The organism is Ornithinibacillus xuwenensis, from assembly GCF_039614845.1.
GTDB lineage: Bacteria > Bacillota > Bacilli > Bacillales > Amphibacillaceae > Ornithinibacillus > Ornithinibacillus xuwenensis.
Map to the genome: position 1 here is coordinate 23,631 of NZ_JBDIML010000008.1, position 19,840 is coordinate 43,470.

The window sequence follows — 19,840 nt, forward strand, 5'->3', positions numbered from 1 at the left end:
TTGGTCATGTACTTCATTTTTTCTTAAATTAATAAATCTGAAGCTTATAATATCATAATGTGTAAATCTTGATATGAAAGGAATCCTTAGTTACCAATAATGATGTCCGTGAACATGAAGGTTTATCCTCAACATATCAGGTTGGCTATTGTTTTTTTATAGCGATTCCTTAAACAGCTATTGTTAACTCCCGCGATTCAGCTAATCCCAAAATTATCTGAAAAGTTTTATAATTAATTGACATAATCTTGTAATAGAGTGTATGGTAATGACAAATAAAAAAAGATAAAGTTTATAAGAGGGGGAGCTAATTGATTAAACAAATAATTTGCCAACAAGTTGAAAAGTCTTTTAAAGGTGATGGGATGAAAACGGTAGCATTAAAAAAAGTAGATTTGACCTTTGAAATAGGGGAAATTACCGCCATTGTTGGCCCATCTGGTTCTGGGAAATCTACATTACTAAGCCTTCTTGGTACCCTTGACAAGCCTAGCGGAGGTTTAATAACTTATGATGGTGAAGAGGTTTTAAAAAAGAATAAAAGTAAAATAGCAGACTTTCGCTTCCAAGAGATAGGTTTCATCTTTCAACAATTTCATTTACTGCCCACTTTAACCGCCCTAGAAAATGTCCTTACCCCATTGTTTTCCAGAAAAGTCTCATACAACAAGTTGGAACGAGCAAAAGAAGTACTCGAACAAGTAGGTCTAAAAGATAAAACGAATTCACTACCATCTCAATTGTCAGGAGGGCAACAACAGCGTGTAGCCATTGCCCGTGCAATTGTACATAAACCAAGCTGGTTACTTGCCGATGAACCTACTGGAAATTTAGATACTGAAACTGGAGAACGGATTTATGATTTGTTAAAAGAATTAAATGAACAAGAAGGATGTGGAATCTTATTTGTAACTCATGATCCTGCTCTAGCTGCCAAAGCAAATCGTATTATTACCATGAAAGATGGGGTGGTGCTTTCAGATAAAGTAGGTGTCCCTTCATGATTCGTTTTATTTGGCAGAACTGGTGGAGGAGGAAGGAAAGGTTTATATTACTGATCATTGGGGCCTTTATTGTAAGTGCCGGATTAACTTATCTAATTGGGTTATCTGATACAAATAAAGGAACCGTTGTTAATACCTTACAGAAAAGGTGGTCTGCTTCGTATGATATTGTAGTTCGGCCAGAGGAAACTCGTAGCGTGACGGAGGAGAAAAAATTATTAGAACCGAACTATCTAAGTGGCTTAAGTGGGGGTATTAGTGTTGAACAGTATGAAGCTATAAAGGATATACCGGGCGTTGAAGTTGCAGCGCCAATTGCAATGATTGGCTACGCTGATTATGAGGTTAACTTTGGTTATGCGGAATTGCCAGAGGACGGCATTTATAGGAGGGTAATGAAAACAACGGTTGACAACGGGATAGGTAATGAAACTGACATAGCTAATTATTACTTTGTAAGTGATATTTGGGACAATATGAATAAGGGACCAGAATATGGAGTAGGTAGCCCTTATCCGGATTTAACTGTACACTCTTACTCACTGTTAGCTGGAATTGATCCAGAGCAAGAGGCAAAACTTGTAGGATTAGATGAGGCAATTATTCCCTTAGGAACAAGTAGGTATTTTAACGAATCTGATGAATATTACTTTAATGAAACTAACGGAGGGCATCATGAATTTCCAATCATTGTAAATCAACAAACATTCGTAGATAAAGTCGATAGTATCACATTTGAACGTTTGAACATTGCTATTAACGAAAAGAACGCAAATGATGTAATGGAAATGGTGAAAGAAAATGGAGGAAGAAATTATCTAGATTCTATTGAAGGAGAAGTTGTAGAGACATTTAATTATACGGGTGAAGAAGCCTTTCAAAAGTTTATTAATGAAAAGACGGGTGTGGACTGGAAAACTGGTAAAGTACTTCCGGTTGAGGATAAAGAAAAGTCAGAGGAGATTATTGGCAATTCCGGTGAGGATAACATAACGGGGATGGTCTATAAACCAAGTCCACTGAAGTTCGAGGAAATCGGAAGCCCCTATGCGGATAGGTGGCCATATACGTATCAAGTAGTACCATTTCAAAATGGGGAAGATACCGTACCGTTATATAGAAATCAAGAGTCCTATCGTGAACCTGTTTTAATCGAGGAGGAATTCATTAATTATCCTCGAATCAAACCAAGCTGGATTGGATTCTATGATGCTAGCAAACTAGCAATTTCAAAGGATCCAACTACTGAACTGCCCATGGAAACCTATCGACCAGCAACTGCCGAATATATAATGGATACGGATGGCAATCCAGTGAACCCGCCGAAACAGTTAAAGCCTATCGGAGATCCAAATAACTTTTTAACAGAACCACCAGGAATGCTTACCACAATTGAAGCAGCTGAAAAAATACTAGGTGATGAACCAATTTCGGCAATTCGTATTAAAGTAGCAGGTGTTACAGATTTAAGTGATGAGAGTCAAAAAATATTAGAACAAGTTGCCACAGAGATTGAAAATAAAACTGGTCTAATCACAGACATCACTCTAGGATCCTCACCACAGTTAGCCTTAACATTTGTTCCTGGATTAAATAGGGAAGACGATGTAGGTTGGTTACAACAACCATGGGTGAATATTGGTTCTTCTATATCTATTTTTAGAGAAACCAAAATTGGCTTTTCTGGTGTAGTTGCAAGTGTAATAGCTGTAGCAATTGTTTACGTCTGGGCATCTGGAATAGTTAACTTGCTGGCCAGGAGAAAAGAATTCGCTGTTTTGTTATCTGTTGGTTGGAGACCAAATCAATTAAGTCGACTATTATTCATAGAGTCTAGCATAATGGGTATTTTTGTTGCATTAATTTCTTGGATGATGCTTGGCTTTGTTTATATGTCAGGTGAAGCAACAATATCATTTAACCGTTTCTTATGGACTGGTTTGTTTGGGCTTATTGTTTATGTGCTAGGGTCAGTCATTCCGATGGTTTTGACCCGTAATATTTCACCTTATGAAGCAATGCGTACAGGAGAAATATCTGGCAAAAGTAAGCGGATACTCCATGCCAAAGGAATTTATCGTATGGCATTTAACCATTTTATTGGGAAGTGGAAGCGGAGTATACTTTCGGTTATATCCATAGCCTTACCAACTGCCCTCCTGGCTGTATTTTTGTACATTACTTTTCGCCTCAGAGGTATTATGTATACATCAGTACTAGGGGAATACGTGGCATTAGAAATAGGACCCGCTCATTATGTTGCAATCATAGTATCATTAATTATTGCTATCCTAACAACTGCTGAAATTATGTGGCAAAATATTTCAGAAAGGAGTGAAGAAGTTTCATTACTTCAGGCGATTGGATGGAAAAGATGGAGTATCCGTAGGTTAATCCTTGCCGAAGGTGTGTTTAGTGGTCTTTTTGCTGCAATAATTGGTCTGATACTAGCATTTTTTATGATGTGGGGTTTATACGGTGAATTTCCTACAGAGGAAATGACATTCATATTGGCAACTGGATTAATTCCATTGGTGATTGGACTAATAGGAACAATATTCCCAGCAGAGCGTGCAGTTCGTATTGTACCGAGTCAGGGAATTGGAGGAAACTTCTCCAATAAGAAAACTTCTGAGCGACGCTTGAGATGGGTTGTAATTACTACATTTATTTTATTGGTAGGCACCTTTTTGTTTACTATGGTAAAGGTTGCACCAAATATTGAACGGGATGTTACAAAAGAGGAGTTAGAACAAGCATTTAGCCCGACAGAAGGAGATATTGCAGATGGGGCGCCTAAGAATAAAGCTGAAAAAAATCCAGCCTCCAGTGATTCTAATAACGATGGTAACCAGGAAATACCTAGTGAGTATTTATTGGAGTTTAATTCAGATGAAACTAGTAAAGATGCGGGGTGGGGTGGTGTCCTACTCTATTCCGCTAAAGAAGTAAAGAGTAAATTACCGACACCTGAAACAGGGATGAAAAATATCGCAATAGAATATTCCTTTGAAATACTAGATTCTGCTACTTATGAAATGCGCCCAGAGAAAGACTTTTCTCTTATTGTTGATGAATCAACTTTTCTTCCAGCAGATATTGAGGTGCTTGATGCAATAGCATGGGAAGAAGAACAATGGCTAAAAGGGCACCATGGTGGAAGTATTCGTGCAGTATTAGAATTCACTGTTCCGGAATCTGTCGTAAGTTATGGCTTAGTGTTTAAAAACCGAACAATCGGAAAGGGTATAATGATTAGATTCAATTAGGCATAAAAATTGTTTAAAGAAAGAGACTGAAGCTATTATATGGTACCCCTGTACAAAAGAATACAGGGGTACTTGCTAATTACAAAAATTAAAGAAAGATGTATCTTTGATAAAAGATCTTATCTCCAATACCAATACTGTGCTCCGTAAGAATATTCCATTCTGCTATCGACATGCGTATAGGTACTTCCATTATAAATACCACTAAATCCTGAAGATCTGGCTGCATTTCGAAGCGTAGTTAAGGAAACTCCAGAAGCTCTAATATCTGCTGCAATTCCATACGTGTGTTGGCTGTTCGGTGAAGAACCAGGAGTATTATTGTTGTGAGAAATGCTTCTGAATCCAGAGTTGATTATGATCGGTCGATTGCCTATTTTAACGCGGACAGCTTCTAGTTTATACATTAATCTACGAACATTTTCTCTAACCGTAGACGATGAGACTCTTCCACCGCTAAAACCGCTGCCATCCTTTGAATAAAATTCACTATAATTAAAGTTCTTGGTTCCATTCGAATCTTCTAATGCATTTAATTTTGCTTGTGTAGCGGGTCCAACAATACCATCCACCGATAATCCATATGCTCTTTGGAAACGCATTACGGCAGCTTTAGTCGCAGGACCAAACTGACCATCGATAGCGACATATGTTTGTGTAGGGGAATCGGCAGCCCAGCCAGCTACTCTTATTTGTAATTCCCGCACATCCGAACCACTGGAACCTTCCTGTAACGTGCGAGTCCAATTATAGGCAGATGCTTCCTCTATATTGGTAACGGATAGGACAAGTGTTATCATTAACGTAAATCCAACGATAGCAATCAATTTTTTAAAAGTGTTCTTCAAATTACATACCTCCTAAGATTAAGATTTGTTTTGACATCCTCCAAAGGCTAATGAAAATAACGAAACTTTTAAATGATTGGCTTTTTCCTTTCGCAATGGTTAGGCTCTATAAGCTAATGCTTGTCCGGTCCGATAATGTATTAGTTGATACGTTTCCTACTGAGTATGCAGCTATTGGATAAAGGAGATTTATTTTGAAAAATAGTATTAGGGCTGTTGTTGATTTGAGAGCTTCCATTTCAATCGGAAATCAACAGATACAAAGGGATTTAATGTCGTCTTTGATTAAACACCACCTCGTCATTTAATTGAATAATTTGAATTGTATAAACTTTGGTGTCTGTGAATATATTAACATGGAAATGATCAGTAATATACTCGTCAATTGTTCTAATTATGGATAAGGACTTCTGTATGGTGGACAAGCTTGTTTGTAGACTAAGGAACTGTATTTGGGAGAGGACAAGGGATGAGGTGTTAATATATGACTATGTCTACACGCCTACTATTAGGTAGGTAGGCCTTGAAGGATGAACAGGGAAGCATTTTATACTGGAATAACTTGAAGACAACGATTATATTATACGAAGTGATGTAACAATAAATTATGAACTTCATTCTATCTAGAAGCTAAAAACTAATTTGGAGTATTATAGGTTAGGAAGCGTGAGTTTACGTTTTTATATGGTGGACAAGAAGGAGGTAATAGAAATAATGAGTTCGAATCAATGGGATGCAGAATGGGAAGTATCAGAGGAACTGGCTAAGAAGTTAATCAGCAGTCAGTTTCCACAGTTAGCGGAAGAACCTATCAAAAAATTAGGGTTTGGGTGGGATAATACCGTTTTTGTTGTTGGTGATGACTATGTATTTCGTTTTCCAAGAAGAGAAGTTGCTATAAAGGCTTTAAGGATGGAAGGAAAGATATTGCCAAAGCTACAGGATTATATTTCAATCCCGTATTCCATACCGCTATTTTTTGGTGAAGGGGATTTTGGGTATCCAGCACCCTTCCTAGGCTATCCTTATTTATCTGGGGGATATCCAATTGGGATATCGGACAAGCAACGTTCATTATCAGCAAAAAAGCTTGCGCAATTTTTAAGAGGTTTGCATGCATTTCCTGTTCATGTTGCAGAAGAATATGGTATTCAAGAGGACCATCGAAATCTTACAGATATTGCAATGCGGAAGAAAAAGATGCTTACATTCCTTTCTGATATTGCCGTACATTTTACTGCTGAAGAGAATCGAGCGATACTAGCTTATTTGGATCAACTACGTATTGAAAAAGTAAAACCAAAGCGTGTACTTCTGCATGGTGACCTTCATTTCAAAAATATGTTAGTAGATGAGGACGGAGGAATTACAGGAATTATCGACTGGGGAGATATCAATATTGGACATCCTGCCTGTGACCTGAGTGTTGTGTATAGCTTTTTACCTCCAAATGCACGTTCAGAATTTTTCAAGGAATATGGGACTGTAGATGAAGAAACAAAGCTATTAGCTCGTTTAATCGCTGTCTATATACCGCTTTTAATTTTCATGCAGGCAATTGATGAGAAGGATGTAAGGTTGGCTAATGAGGCAAAAGCAAACATCCAACGTGCTCTAGCTGATTAAGATATTTCCGTGTGCTAGCGTATGCGTTGTAAGAATCAAGTTGACTTTTAGAATTTTCTTCGTTATGATTATTAATAATTTTATAATGAATTCGATGACGAGAAAGAGTAGTTATGTACATCTTATCCACAGAGAGTTGACGGTTGCTGAAAGTCAACGTTAAGACCATAATGAAAATCCTCTCCGAGAAGCAAAGTTGAAGGAAACAATTAAACTTTGACGGCATTCTACCGATATCCAGGACGCGTATGATAGTACGTAGTGTCTTGCATGAATAAAAACCACTACTATGGTTTTTTTATTTTGTTCCATGATAACGTTCGTTAACTCGATCCTACGCATATAGGGTCGAGTTTTTTAATTTAAAGGAGTGATTTGCGTGAAGGAAACAAGTAAGCAAAGGGAATTAAGAGTTCGAAAAAAATGGGAAAAAGAAAATACGTTTGAGCGTTCAATCGCTAACCGAGAAGGAAAGGAGACATTTGTGTTTTATGAAGGACCTCCGACAGCAAATGGTTTACCGCATGCTGGCCATGCGCTGGGAAGAACAATAAAGGACTTTGTGGCACGATACAAAACAATGGCTGGTTATCAGGTTTTACGGAAAGCAGGCTGGGATACACATGGTCTACCTGTAGAACTAGAGGTTGAAAAGCAATTAAATATTCGTGGTAAGGACCAAATTGAAGAATATGGCGTGGAGAATTTTATTCAAAAATGTAAAGAAAGTGTTTTTGCTTATGAAAATGAGTGGAAGCAATTTACAGAGGCTCTAGGCTATTGGGTAGACATGGAGAATCCCTATATTACCCTAAATAACGATTATATTGAATCAGTCTGGAATATCCTAGCTACCATACATGAGAATGGTTATTTGTATAAAGGGCATCGTGTTGTTCCATACTGTCCTCATTGTGAGACATCCCTTAGCTCTCACGAGGTTGCCCAAGGCTATAAGGATATTACTGATTTATCTGTCACAGCGAAATTTCGCTTAAAAGGAAAAGAAAATGAATATCTCCTAGGGTGGACGACTACTCCATGGACATTACCAGGAAATGTTGCAGTTGCTGTAAATCCAACCATGAATTATGTAAAGGTAAAACAGGAATCAGAAGTATTCGTGGTTGCCCAAGCTTTGGTGCCAGCTGTTATGAAGGAAGGCTATGAACTCATAGAGGTAATGAAAGGAGAAGACTTAGTTGGTCTTGAATATGAGCCACCATTTCAGTATATAACCGTATCGAATGGCCATAAGGTTTTAGCTGCAGATTTCGTTACAGATAAGAGCGGTACGGGTATTGTGCATATAGCACCTGCACATGGAGAAGACGATTATAAGGCCGTTCAGGATAATCAATTTGATTATGTCAATGTAGTGGATTCAAAAGGGCGTTATAAGGAGTACGTCACACCACTTGCAGGACAATTTGTAAAGAATAGTGACGTTGAAATCATCAAGATGCTATCCAAGCAAGGCCTCTTATATGATAAGGAAAAATATGAACATAGTTATCCACATTGTTGGCGATGTGATAGTCCACTTCTTTATTATGCGATGGAGGGTTGGTTTATTAAGACAACTGCTGTAAAAGAAAACATGCAGTCTAATAATCAAGAAGTCGATTGGTTCCCTTCTCATATGAGAGACGGTAGATTTGGAAACTTTTTGGAAAATATGGTGGATTGGAATATTGGTCGTAACCGATACTGGGGAACGCCATTAAATGTATGGGTATGCAAAGATTGTGGAAAAGAAAAATCTCCAAAATCATTGAAAGAATTAAGCGAGTTATCCGTAGAAGCGGTATCGGAGAGTATAGAGCTGCATAAGCCATATGTGGATAACATAAAATTCGCTTGTTCCTGCGGGGGAACCATGGTTCGAACGAGTGAAGTTATTGATGTTTGGTTTGATAGTGGGTCAATGCCGTTTGCTCAATATCATTATCCGTTTGAAAATCATGCTACATTTGATAAGCAATTTCCAGCAGATGTTGTTATCGAAGGGGTTGATCAAACTAGAGGATGGTTTTATAGCTTGCTAGCAGTTTCAACCTTGTTTACCGGCAAGTCACCTTATAAGCGTGTCCTTTCCTTAGGTCATATACTAGATGAAAACGGACAAAAGATGTCAAAAAGTAAAGGGAATGCCTTAAATCCTACGGAACTCATTCAGGAGTTTGGTGCAGATTCACTAAGATGGGCATTATTAGCGGATAGTTCCCCGTGGAATAACAAGCGCTTTTCTAAGAAAACGGTCAGTCATGCAAAATCGAAAGTATTGGATACACTATTAAACGTTTATTCCTTTTATCAGATGTATGCAGAAATTGACCAATTTAACCCAGCGGATGACCTAGGTGGTACCCGTACAATGCTTGATAAATGGATTCTTTCTCGATTAAATACAGTAATCATGGATGTTAATCAAAGTTTAGAGGATTATGATTTTACAAAAGGTGCCAGGTCTATAGCGGTATTCATCGAGGAACTAAGTAACTGGTATGTAAGACGATCAAGGCAACGTTTTTGGAGTAGTGGAATGACAGATAATAAGCGGGCAGCATTTAGCACCCTATACGAGGTATTAACGAAGCTGTCCCAGCTTATGGCTCCGTATACACCTTTTGTTGCTGAGGATATCTACTCTAGCTTCGTAATGGAGAGCGTTCATTTATCCGACTATCCAAAACCAGATGAATCACTTATCAATAAAGACTTGGAACAAGATATGGATGCAGTCCTACAGATAATTGAACTAACAAGATCGGCAAGAAATACAGTCAGCATAAAAACCAAACAACCATTAGCGGAGCTAATCGTAATCTCACCAGAAGCCATGTCTACAAACCAATTACAACCGTATTCAGCCATCATAAAGGAAGAGATGAATGTAAAAGAAGTAGTCTTTACGAAAGAACACCACCATCTATTACAGCTTACAATCAAGTTGAACTTCTCAGTAGCTGGTCCAAAGCTCGGCAAAGCAGTAGGTGAGGTTAAAGCATGTATAGCTAACCTACAGGAAGATGAAAAGGTGTCACTAGTGGAAGGAGGTCAGTTAAATCTAGTGTTGCAATCTGGTGAAACGATCACCTTAACGACAGATGATATAGTAATAGAGAAAAAGGCAAAGCAAGGTTATGAGCTTGTAGAAGGTAATAAGTTCGTCGTCTTGTTAGATACGACCATAACAGAAGAATTAAAGGAAGAAGGTCTGGTAAGGGAATTTATACGCGCTGTTCAAACCTATCGCAAGGAATTAGATCTTCCGGTTGATTTACGAGTGGACCTTTTTGTTCAGACAGATTCATGGCTTGAGAAAGTGTTAATGGATTTTGATGAATTAATACAAAGAAACCTTATTCTAAAAGATATACACTTTGAAGCGCAAGGTGATATGAAAACTTTCCCTGTGGAAGGAAATGAGATAAAATTATTTATACAATCTTAATAGAAGAAATCCCTGTTCATGCAGGGATTTCTTTTTGGTTTTCATATCCTATTCACTAGTAATCTTAGATCGTCTTCATGATTTAAGCTTCATCGAATACAGCGGGAATAATATGTTCTTTAATTAGTTGCCATCGATCTGGTGGATTAATCATAAATTCAGATGCAATCGCAATAACGAAGTCTTTTTCTGGTATGCAACAAATCATATTACCGCCATCGCCAATGGCTGCATATGCAGAAATGAAAGCATCCTCATAGATCCACCATAGATAGCCGTAATGGTTTGGATTATTGGCTGTGGATTCTATTATCCATGACTTTGGAATGACTTGATTATGCTCCCATAACCCATTGTTTAAGTAAAGATGCCCAAAACGAGCCATATCACGCGTGGTTAGTGTGAGTCCCCATCCTCCTGTGTTGTGATTATGTGGGTCTTTTACCCAGCCTTTTATATTTTCCCCAAACAAATCTTCAAATCCATATGATTCCATCTCAAAATCTGGAATTTCATTCATTCCAATTGGTTTAAATAAGTATTCATTGGCAAATTCACGGGCGCTCTTTCCTGTGCTTCGAGTGATGATGGCTGAAAGTAAGTGTGCTCCAGCGGTAGAATACTTAAAATCTCCGATAGTACCATTTTCACCTAGCATATCAAGTGTATACGTTATCCAGTCAGGTTGCATACACAATTGATCCAGGGGTTCTTGCCAATCGTTAAATGGATAGGGAGCGGTCATGGTGAGAAGATGTCGTATGGTAATCGCTTCCTTCTGACGTTGATCGGAATCCGAAACATATTCAGGAAAAAACTCCAATACCTTTTGATTTACATGCTTTATAAAACCTTTATTAATGGCTATACCAATGAGTGCTGATAGGATACTTTTCGTTACAGATGCGACATGGTGCATACTAGCTGCACGATGACCGTTAAAGTATCTTTCGTATGCAATGAATCCATTCTTAACAAGCACAATACCGTTTATATTGCTGTAGTCAGATTGAATGACGGATTCAAGATCAGCTAGTTTCCGCGAATCCATTTTTAGGTTTGATGGGTCTTTTACTTGCCAATCGGTAGTAGGCCAGTGGCTTGGCATATTGTATTCCTCCTTCATTAATTGGTTTTCTGTTTGCTATTGTATTTTCTGAATAGGAAAATACACCTCAGTAACTAGATCTTCAGGAGAGTGAGCATGAGTTGGGTCAGTTCGATATACCTCATACGGTGAATTCATTAATTCGTATCCTTCCTTTTCAACCCATTCTCGAAGCTTCGCATATACTGCTGTTAACATAGAGTAAGAGCCTTTTAGAGTAGACTTTGCACATAGCTCCCCTGTTAATTCACGTGTTCCTTGGACAGGCTCCCCTACTGGAATGGCAAACTCAGTATCATTACCACTCGGATTGAATTCTGGGCTGTGATAAATCGTTATTGGAGTGCCGGAGAGGGTTAGCTTATTGGTAGCAATTTGCTCGTACAGACTACTAAAATATTTTTCATAACCTGCCGCATAGTCATCACTATTCAAAAGTTGACGCTGATAAAGAATAGTAATGGACTCTGTTTCAACGAGCTGCACATCAATCTCGTCGAAGAATGTTAGCATCGATTTACTCTGCTGTAGATTTACCATATCGGAACGTAGTTGCATGAGGGTATCTTCAAGAGCATATAGTTTTTCCTGAATCTGCTCTCTTTTGTGATGAAGGGTAGAATACAGCTGATCTTCTGCATGATTCTCCTCTAATTCTAAGATGGCTTTAATTTCATCTAGTGAAAAGTGATAGGATTTTAGACGATTTATGAAGAGCATTCTTTTTAATTGATTGATAGAGTAGTACCGATAACCGTTTTCAGCATTAATCTCATCAGGCGTAATTAACCCGATTTCATCATAATATCGAAGTGTCTTTGTCGATACTCTGCATATTTTTGAGAATTCCCCTATTGATAGCAAGTAATCACCTCCTAGTCTTTCTCAATTTTTTATAAAAGTTAACTAGTTTCTTTATTCATTACTACATATACACCTTACCCTAAGGGCAAAGTCAATGAAAAAATATAAATGAATAATGGTAGATGGAAAAATGCGAGCAGTTTTAAATTTCACTGTGCCTGAAGATGTGAAAGATTACGGGCTCTTATTAAGAACCACTGGGTTTGGAAAAGGATTATTAGTATGGTGTGAGCGGTAGGATCATTTTAAAAACTTAGGTATAAGAATTATTCAAAGCTATTAACTGAAATAAAACTGGTGACTATAGTTTAGTCACCAGTTTTATTTCTTGCTCTTCTTGTTCCACTTTCAGCTTTAGGCTTAACCGTTAAAAGTATAATCGATCCAACTAATACAACGGCTCCAATAGAATTTTTAATCGTAATCTTAATTGGAAAGAAAGGATAGGATAGGATTGCTAGTATTACCGGGCTAAAGGCTCTTGTTACGTTAGCGATGGAGAAACGCAAATATTTTAATGCTTGATACAGTAAGATAGTTCCTAAGAAGCCTGTAAGGAGAGAGGCTATCATGATATACCCTATTCCTTCCAATGATGTTAGTCCATTTGCTAATTCTCCGCTTAGAAAGGCATAGCCAACAACGAAACATAAGGTTATACAATTATTCGTGAAAAGAATTGAATTAGAGCTTTTGTGTTCAGATAATGTTTTCTTTATATAGATATTTGTTAATGCAAAAAAGAAGGTATATAACACAGCGAATAGTGCTCCAAAGCCATTTGCTGAATGCCCATTACCTTTTTCTACAAATAAAAATGCTCCTAAAATAGCGAGCGTGATAAAAAGCACCTCTAACTTTGAAAGCCGCTCCTTGAGTATGACTACAGACAATAAGACAGCAAATACGGTGTAAAACCTCCCCAAAAATCCTACTTCGACCGGTGAAAGCAAGTTCATACTAATAAACATAAAGATAACGCCAAGCGAATTAAATATAGCTAGCATAAGGATTTCCTTCTCGAAGTAAAACGTTATCCCTTTTCGAGAGAAAACACCAACTAAATAACTAGCCATTAGGATGGTTACTACATTAAGAATGGCTGCTATTGCAGGTGATACATGCAATAATCCAAATTTTGAAATCAATGGACCGATAGCCATTGCAAGAACGGATAGTAAATTATAGAAATGACCCTTTTGTTGGTCGCTCATATTCAATCCTCCTACTTTTTTTCAATACAAACGCTTCATACTCCTTATTGTAGATGGTAAAAGGAGAATAAAAAGTGTAAATTATAGGTAGCTATTTCACCTTTTAAGGAGTGGTTGAATGACGTTGATAGGTTATTACATACAGCTGTTTATGACATTCTCGAGAAATAGAACGAATGAACCAATTAAGCTATCTCGCAGTATGTTAAGTAACGAGCTAAATTGCTCCGAGCGAAACGTGATTCATATTTTAAATAAGATGGAAGAGAAGGAGTGGATTCTTAGAAAGAGCGGAAAAGGAAGGGGAAATCTATCTACTATTAGCTTTCAAAAAGGCATCGGTGAGATTATCGACTGTTTGCATGATTCCTCCTCCTATCATCAGGATTTGAATAAACTCTTGTCTTATTTAGACCATCATCAGCTATTTGAGAAAAATAAGCAGCTAGCCCAAAGCTTGTTTGAAAAATTATTTGGCGTAATACCACCCAACCAGTATGCTGGTGAAATCGATCAGTTGCGGATTCCGTATTTTCGTTCCATTCTTTCATTAGATCCATCAGATGTGGAACGGCAAACCGAAAGGCATATGGTCGAACAACTTTTTAATACGTTAGTAGTATTTGATACAGAAAGACAAGAAGTAAAGCCCTGTATCTCGCATTATTGGGAAAGTAGTCATGATGATAAAGTTTGGACCTTTTATATACGAAAAGGAATTTCTTTTCATCATGAAAAATATGTGGAAGCGGAAGATGTTAAATTCACCTTTGAACGATTGAAGGATACACCTGCAAAATGGATAACAAGATACATAGAGAAGATTATCTGTTTGGATAAACATATTATTCAATTCCAATTCGCTATCTCGAATCGCTGCTGGCCACTTTTGTTATGTTCACCGAAATGTGCTATCATTCCAGTGGATTATGGGAATAAGTCAAAGGAAGCATTCGCTAGAGAGCCAATTGGAACTGGTCCTTATAAAGTGATGACACATAATCGTGAATTACTACGATTGTCTGTACACCATGCCTATTTTAAGGGAAGAGCGCATATGGATGAAATTTCAATTCATATCATGCCATCAGTTGAAAACTATTTTACGCAATGAGAAATAGAGCACCAGCCTTTATTCTATATCCCTTTTACCACAAATTCTAATAGCGAGAGAAACTACCGGAATGTGGAAAGAAGGGACCTATCGGTGAAATATTTGATGTGGAATATGAAAAAGGAAACCATTCGCACAAACAGTTCTATCAGAAAAAAGATAGCATCCATAATAAATAGGGATAGGATGATTCATGATCTGGGTTATCCGAGGTACCAAGTAAAGCACAGTTTTATGAAACGCCATGATGATACGATTTATGACAGGAATCAGGAGATGTCAGGCCAGTTAGAAAGTGATGAAGCCTTTATCCTTCTAACCTATGAAAATACACCGAATGAAGCGGATATAACCTGGATACAGACTGAATGTCTCAAGCATAATATTAAAATGGAAATAAAGGTAGTACCGTATGAGGAATTTCATCAGGAAGCCAGTAATGCAGACTTAGTTCTCTCTGAATATGTTGCAGAAGACATTGAACTGGTAGCGCTCTATAACGTATTTTTAGCAGAAACAAGTGTCGTACAAATGCTTAGTAGACTGGAACAAAAGCAGTTACTTCAAACTCTCTATAGGAAGAGTTTGCAGCAGGATAAACAAGCGAAGCTCTTGGACGATATAGGTCAAATGGAAGATTTGTTATTACAAGAGGGAATTATCATGCCATTATATTCTACGTATCAAAAGGCATTATTTCATCGGAACTTAATGGGCATATCCATCAATAGCATTGGGTTAGTACCATTTAAAGACTTATTTTATAAAAGGTGATGTTGAGATAAAATCATTTGACGGATAGAATTCAAAGCAGCATTAATATTTTCAAAGCATGTTGACAATTTATGAAAACAAGAGTAGATTTTCATTATATTAACGAATTCCTATTCAGTTACCTTTTATTCGCTGAATCGTTTGAACGGGGGAACCATGAATCGATGGGCTACTAGCCATATCTTGGGGTGAGTCTTACGTTGTAAGAGGGGATACTCTCAATTCCTAACCCGACAGCTAACCTCGTAAGCGTTCCTGTTATTTTCGAGAGAGAGGTCAAAGGTTTTAGCCTAAGACCATTCTGATTTTAAGGTGGTCTTTTTTGCGTTGATGGAAGCAGTTTTGAATTGAAGTATTAGAGAATAAAGGAGAAACAAACCTTGTTTAAAAATATGAACCTGAAACCAGCACAAATTATTGTTTTATTCTATGTGTCAGCAGTTATCCTATCAGTTGGCTTACTTAGCTTGCCATTTGCGTTGAAGCCTGGTGTTAGTTGGTCATTTTTGGATGCTTTATTTACCGCTGTAAGTGCAATTAGTGTAACGGGTTTATCCGTTGTGTCTACAGTGGACACATTTAGTACGTCTGGAATCTTTATATTATTATTTATCCTTCAATTTGGCGGAATTGGTATTATGACGCTAGGTACGTTTTTCTGGCTGGTACTTGGGAAGAAGATTGGATTAAAGGAAAGAAGATTAATTAGTACGGATCAAAATCAATCTCACCTTTCAGGGCTGGTAAAGCTGATGAAACAAATCTTGATCATTATCCTATGTATCGAATTGGTTGGGACGATTATTCTAGGTACCTATTTCCTACAATATTTTCCGACTTGGCAGGAAGCTTATTTACAAGGATTATTTGCGTCAGTCAGTGCAACGACGAATGCTGGGTTTGATATCACGGGTAATTCATTAATCCCCTTTTCTCATGACTATTTTGTCCAAATCATCAATATTATCTTGTTAACGTTAGGGGCAATAGGATTCCCGGTATTAATTGAAGTGAAAGATTTTATAAAAAGTACCAAAAGCAAGTATCGATTCCGTTTTACATTATATACAAAGCTAACAACGGTTACATTTTTTGCGCTAATGATTTTTGGAACGATTATTATTTTGTTATTTGAAGCGAAATACTTTTTCGCAGACAAAAGCTGGCATGAATCATTTTTCTATGCGTTTTTCCAATCATCGACTACACGTAATGGTGGATTAGCAACGATGGATGTTAGTCAATTTACGAATCCAACCTTATTAGCAATCTGTTTTCTTATGTTTATAGGTGCTTCACCAAGCTCTGTTGGTGGTGGGATAAGAACGACGACATTTGCGGTGGTCTTATTATTAATATTCTCTTTTGGTAAAGGCAGAAAGAATATTAAAGTATTTGGGCGTGAAATACATGAGGATGATATTAGGAAATCTGTGGTTGTCAGTTTTCTTGCAATGCTAATTTGTTTTACAGCGGTCGTCATACTTTCAGAGACCGAGAGCTTTTCTCTCATGCAAATCATATTTGAGGTAAGCTCTGCGTTTGGAACAACGGGGCTTTCCATGGGGATTACACCTGAGCTTAGCTCTATAGGGAAAATTGTAATTATTGCGCTAATGTTCATCGGGAGAATAGGCATATTATCCTTTATATTTATCTTCCAACGACAAAATAAAGATGTGAGCTATCAATATCCAACCGAGAAAATTATAGTAGGATAAGAAAACTGGTAGGCGATTATGCTTACCAGTTTTTTATACATGGATAGCTTCGTATAATATAGTGTACTTAGTTTAGTATGGAGGCCAGATATTCGACTCATAATGAGTGTGAAAAAATATGGTTAGTAATCGAGTTCTGTGCTGTATTTCTCAATAATAGCTACTAAGGTTTCAAACGCATACTGCTTATTAACAACATTAACTGTAAAATCGGCTTGATCACGTTGATTACTCATTTCAAAATCAAATCCATTGTAGTATAAAAACTGTGTTAAGGCTAAAAAAGCTGTACGCTTATTTGCATTGTGAAATGCGTAATTTTGTGCTATTGATTCAAAAAGAGCACCGGCTTTCTCAAAGATAGTATGATAAGCATCATTACCAAATGCAGATTGTTGTGGACGGTGCACAGCAGAATCTAATAATTCAAATGATTTAATTCCTATTTGTTCTCCTGGGCTAAATCGTTGAATTACGTATTGATTAATTGCAGCAACTTCCTTAAGAGTTAAATAACGCATTTACCTATCCACCAGTTCACGAATTGTTTCCTCATGCTTATTTGTATTTCGTTCCAACACTTCAAAGAAGTCAGTGCTTATTCCATTAGGAAGTTTTATTTCTTCTTTTTTTCTTAGAATTATCTCACCGTTTTTTTGTTCTATTTGAATGTTATCACCATAAGAAATACCTGCTTCTTTTAACATTTCTTTAGGTATTGTAATGCCGTAGCTATTTCCGATTTTCGTTATTTTTCTTTCCGTCATTTCATCAGCCCTCCTAAAACAGATTGTTATAATAATTATAACATGTAAAACCGTTATAACAAAAAAAGTAAATTCCCCCCAATATATAATTAGAGAGAAATTTACTTTAGTTAAGAATTATTATAGGTCTGTCCAATCTCTTTTTCAGCAATCACTTCATTAGCAGCTTCTAGCTCCTTATGATCTTTTACCGAATCTCCTACCATTCGGTTCAGAGAATCAAATGGATAATTCTCTTTTAATCCATTTTGTACCTTGAATTGCCCATCTGTATTGGCTTGAGTCGGCATATTAAACTTGCTTTCTTCTTTGTTGTCTGACATCATCATCACCTCATTAGTAGACTGTCTTATCACGTGCTTTTTATACTGTAAGTATGAATATAGGAGGCATAAATTTTTCCTTCCACAAAAAAATAAAGTAAACTGTTCCTACGTTAAAACTTAAGGGGAAAAAAACATGAAACAAGTATACAGTGAAGTCATTCAGCTTCGGGGAAGTCACTATGATTTGGGATATAAGCAAGGAGCGTTATTAAGAACTTCCTCCATACTTGCTAATCGCGAAAAGCAATGGGGGCCAAAAAGAAGCTATCACTTCACGATTGACGAACAAGAAGTAAGAACCGCTATTAAACGGTTTGCTCCTGGTATATGGGACGAGATGGAAGGTTTAGCAGCGGCCTTACAGTGGAACATGCTTGATGCGATACGGGAGTTCGGTGGGTATTATTTAGAATATGGAAGAAGCGGCTGTTCTATTTTTTCTGGAAAAGATTATTTAATACGAAATTACGACAACCATCCGGCATCTTATGAGGGACGGTATATGCTATATCAGCCAACCGATCAAGGATATGCCATGATAGGTCCCACTATGCAAATTACCGGTAGAATAGATGGATTAAATGAAAAAGGGCTAGCGATGGGCTACAACTTTGTTAATCGCAAACAGTCTGGCAGTGGCTTCGTGTGTAACATGATTGGTCGGATTATTCTAGAATCCTGTGCAACAGTTGAAGAAGCAATCGCCTTATTAAAAGAAATACCGCATCGCCATTCCTTTAGCTATGTCTTAATGGACAAACAAGGAGAAGCCTTCGTTGTGGAAGCTTCCCCTAGAAAAGTAGATTTTCATCAATCGAATACATGTACAAACCATTTTGACCTATTAACCAATGAAAATCGTTATCGAATGGACGAATCGATAAAGCGGCAGCAAGCGATGCTTCACCAAGAAAAGGACTTAGTAAATGCTTATCAGGCATATCAAATGATGAATCATACCAATAAGGGAGTATTTTCGTCTAAATATGGGGCGTGGGCAGGGACATTACATACTTCTGCTTATTTTCCTAAGGAAATGAAGGCTTGGATTTCGATTGGAGGCGACCAGAAGCCTGTTATAGTCGATTTTCAAAAATGGCTTACTGGGGCAAATGTTATTGTAAAGCAAATAAAAGGGAAGCTTGATTCTGATTCCATTTTCGTTAATATGGGTATCTTCAACAAGGGTGAGTTCCTAATGTAAAAACCACCAATCTTCTTAGGAAAATTGGTGGTTTTGATTTACGATATCGATTCATTTCGAATTGCTACAATGGCTTGTGCATACTGGTTGGATACATCTTCTCCAACTTCTTCCCATTTCGATTTGTCACGAATTTGTCCATCTTTATCAAGTGGCTCCTGAAATTGATTGATACCTGTAGCTGCGAGTAAAGAATTTTCACCCTGATCCAAGCCAAAATGTACAATATGCTTGATGACAAATGGGGTGCTAAACTCTATGAAGGCATCATTTCGGTCTAGTTCTCCTTTTATGACGTGGAATGGCATCCGTAGATAGATTGTTTCACCACCATCACGGTTCAGTGTTGCATCAAAAAATGCACCATCATATTCCCAGCTACCACATAAACTAAGTCCATATTTTTTTGCAAGCTCGCGTGCTTCACCAAAGTATGCTTGTTTTCCTTCAATTTCAGATTCTAGCTTTAGCATATTATCGCTCCTCTGTTATGTAATTGTTATTAGCATTAGCAAATAATGGAATAAAATACCTATAAATTGTA

Annotated in this window: 16 protein-coding genes, 1 riboswitch and 1 other annotated feature; of the genes, 8 read left to right on the plus strand and 8 right to left on the minus strand. The window is 37.4% G+C overall.

The features are described 5' to 3' along the window. Window positions 1–311 precede the first annotated feature (311 nt). Both ABC228_RS17090 and ABC228_RS17095 read left to right on the plus strand, forming a co-directional pair. A complete protein-coding gene (locus ABC228_RS17090; RefSeq protein WP_345826388.1) occupies window positions 312–1,004 on the plus strand; it encodes an ABC transporter ATP-binding protein in 693 nt (230 codons plus the stop codon). After that, window positions 1,001–4,273, plus strand: coding sequence for an ABC transporter permease (locus ABC228_RS17095; RefSeq protein ID WP_345826389.1), 3,273 nt, complete (start codon window positions 1,001–1,003; stop codon window positions 4,271–4,273). Before ABC228_RS17090 ends, ABC228_RS17095 begins: the two co-directional genes overlap by 4 nt. 119 nt (window positions 4,274–4,392) lie before the next feature. Here the strand turns inward: ABC228_RS17095 and ABC228_RS17100 are convergent, their stop codons facing one another. After that, on the minus strand, window positions 4,393–5,121 hold the full coding sequence (locus tag ABC228_RS17100; protein ID WP_345826390.1) for a D-Ala-D-Ala carboxypeptidase family metallohydrolase: 729 nt from the start codon (window positions 5,119–5,121) through the stop codon (window positions 4,393–4,395). 711 nt (window positions 5,122–5,832) lie between these two features. On the opposite strand from ABC228_RS17100, the gene ABC228_RS17105 reads away from it, so the two are divergent. Beyond that, a complete protein-coding gene (locus ABC228_RS17105) occupies window positions 5,833–6,747 on the plus strand; it encodes a phosphotransferase (RefSeq protein ID WP_345826471.1) in 915 nt (304 codons plus the stop codon). 85 nt (window positions 6,748–6,832) lie between these two features. Further along, window positions 6,833–7,048 (plus strand) — a binding site (T-box leader). Between the two features lie 78 nt (window positions 7,049–7,126). Continuing rightward, a complete protein-coding gene (gene ileS, locus ABC228_RS17110) occupies window positions 7,127–10,204 on the plus strand; it encodes an isoleucine--tRNA ligase (RefSeq protein ID WP_345826391.1) in 3,078 nt (1,025 codons plus the stop codon). An 82-nt stretch (window positions 10,205–10,286) separates the two neighbouring features. Here ileS and ABC228_RS17115 read toward each other — a convergent pair whose 3' ends face one another. The 3 genes from ABC228_RS17115 to ABC228_RS17125 form a co-directional block, all read right to left on the minus strand. Further along, a complete protein-coding gene (locus ABC228_RS17115; protein WP_345826392.1) occupies window positions 10,287–11,312 on the minus strand; it encodes a serine hydrolase domain-containing protein in 1,026 nt (341 codons plus the stop codon). Window positions 11,313–11,348: 36 nt separating this feature from the next. Continuing rightward, on the minus strand, window positions 11,349–12,176 hold the full coding sequence (locus ABC228_RS17120) for a MerR family transcriptional regulator (protein WP_345826393.1): 828 nt from the start codon (window positions 12,174–12,176) through the stop codon (window positions 11,349–11,351). 308 nt (window positions 12,177–12,484) lie between these two features. Then, entirely contained in the window at window positions 12,485–13,390 is a 906-nt protein-coding gene (locus ABC228_RS17125; protein WP_345826394.1) for a DMT family transporter, read from the minus strand. Between the two features lie 118 nt (window positions 13,391–13,508). On the opposite strand from ABC228_RS17125, the gene ABC228_RS17130 reads away from it, so the two are divergent. From ABC228_RS17130 to ABC228_RS17140, 3 genes are all read left to right on the plus strand, one after another. After that, entirely contained in the window at window positions 13,509–14,504 is a 996-nt protein-coding gene (locus ABC228_RS17130; protein WP_345826395.1) for an ABC transporter substrate-binding protein, read from the plus strand. A gap of 186 nt (window positions 14,505–14,690) precedes the next feature. Further along, window positions 14,691–15,278, plus strand: a complete 588-nt coding sequence (locus tag ABC228_RS17135; RefSeq protein ID WP_345826396.1) for a periplasmic substrate-binding domain-containing protein — start codon at window positions 14,691–14,693, stop codon at window positions 15,276–15,278. Between the two features lie 120 nt (window positions 15,279–15,398). Further along, window positions 15,399–15,545: riboswitch (cyclic di-AMP (ydaO/yuaA leader) on the plus strand. Window positions 15,546–15,670: 125 nt separating this feature from the next. Next, window positions 15,671–16,999 carry a TrkH family potassium uptake protein gene (locus tag ABC228_RS17140; RefSeq protein WP_345826472.1) on the plus strand — a complete coding sequence of 443 codons (1,329 nt, stop codon included), beginning with the start codon at window positions 15,671–15,673 and terminating at the stop codon, window positions 16,997–16,999. A 122-nt stretch (window positions 17,000–17,121) separates the two neighbouring features. Here the strand turns inward: ABC228_RS17140 and ABC228_RS17145 are convergent, their stop codons facing one another. The 3 genes from ABC228_RS17145 to ABC228_RS17155 form a co-directional block, all read right to left on the minus strand. Further along, window positions 17,122–17,520, minus strand: a complete 399-nt coding sequence (locus ABC228_RS17145; protein ID WP_345826397.1) for a type II toxin-antitoxin system death-on-curing family toxin — start codon at window positions 17,518–17,520, stop codon at window positions 17,122–17,124. Beyond that, window positions 17,521–17,766 (minus strand): AbrB/MazE/SpoVT family DNA-binding domain-containing protein, encoded by a 246-nt coding sequence (locus tag ABC228_RS17150; RefSeq protein WP_345826398.1) that lies wholly within the window; start codon window positions 17,764–17,766, stop codon window positions 17,521–17,523. It abuts the gene before it with no gap. Window positions 17,767–17,876: 110 nt separating this feature from the next. After that, window positions 17,877–18,089, minus strand: coding sequence for a hypothetical protein (locus ABC228_RS17155; protein ID WP_345826399.1), 213 nt, complete (start codon window positions 18,087–18,089; stop codon window positions 17,877–17,879). Window positions 18,090–18,225: 136 nt separating this feature from the next. On the opposite strand from ABC228_RS17155, the gene ABC228_RS17160 reads away from it, so the two are divergent. Beyond that, window positions 18,226–19,296: a C45 family autoproteolytic acyltransferase/hydrolase gene (locus ABC228_RS17160; protein ID WP_345826400.1), complete on the plus strand. Its 1,071-nt coding sequence runs from the start codon at window positions 18,226–18,228 to the stop codon at window positions 19,294–19,296. A 38-nt stretch (window positions 19,297–19,334) separates the two neighbouring features. Here ABC228_RS17160 and ABC228_RS17165 read toward each other — a convergent pair whose 3' ends face one another. Continuing rightward, window positions 19,335–19,769 (minus strand): YugN family protein, encoded by a 435-nt coding sequence (locus ABC228_RS17165; protein WP_345826401.1) that lies wholly within the window; start codon window positions 19,767–19,769, stop codon window positions 19,335–19,337. Window positions 19,770–19,840 lie beyond the last annotated feature (71 nt).

Coding starts and splice junctions, on each gene's coding strand:
- ABC228_RS17115 (WP_345826392.1), bottom strand. CDS start 11,312: ATGCCAAGCCACTGGCCTACTACCGATTGGCAAGTAAAAGACCCATCA.
- ABC228_RS17165 (WP_345826401.1), bottom strand. CDS start 19,769: ATGCTAAAGCTAGAATCTGAAATTGAAGGAAAACAAGCATACTTTGGT.
- ABC228_RS17150 (WP_345826398.1), bottom strand. CDS start 17,766: ATGACGGAAAGAAAAATAACGAAAATCGGAAATAGCTACGGCATTACA.
- ABC228_RS17125 (WP_345826394.1), bottom strand. CDS start 13,390: ATGAGCGACCAACAAAAGGGTCATTTCTATAATTTACTATCCGTTCTT.
- ABC228_RS17135 (WP_345826396.1), top strand. CDS start 14,691: ATGATTCATGATCTGGGTTATCCGAGGTACCAAGTAAAGCACAGTTTT.
- ABC228_RS17130 (WP_345826395.1), top strand. CDS start 13,509: ATGACGTTGATAGGTTATTACATACAGCTGTTTATGACATTCTCGAGA.
- ABC228_RS17145 (WP_345826397.1), bottom strand. CDS start 17,520: ATGCGTTATTTAACTCTTAAGGAAGTTGCTGCAATTAATCAATACGTA.
- ABC228_RS17160 (WP_345826400.1), top strand. CDS start 18,226: ATGAAACAAGTATACAGTGAAGTCATTCAGCTTCGGGGAAGTCACTAT.
- ABC228_RS17155 (WP_345826399.1), bottom strand. CDS start 18,089: ATGTCAGACAACAAAGAAGAAAGCAAGTTTAATATGCCGACTCAAGCC.
- ABC228_RS17095 (WP_345826389.1), top strand. CDS start 1,001: ATGATTCGTTTTATTTGGCAGAACTGGTGGAGGAGGAAGGAAAGGTTT.
- ABC228_RS17140 (WP_345826472.1), top strand. CDS start 15,671: ATGAACCTGAAACCAGCACAAATTATTGTTTTATTCTATGTGTCAGCA.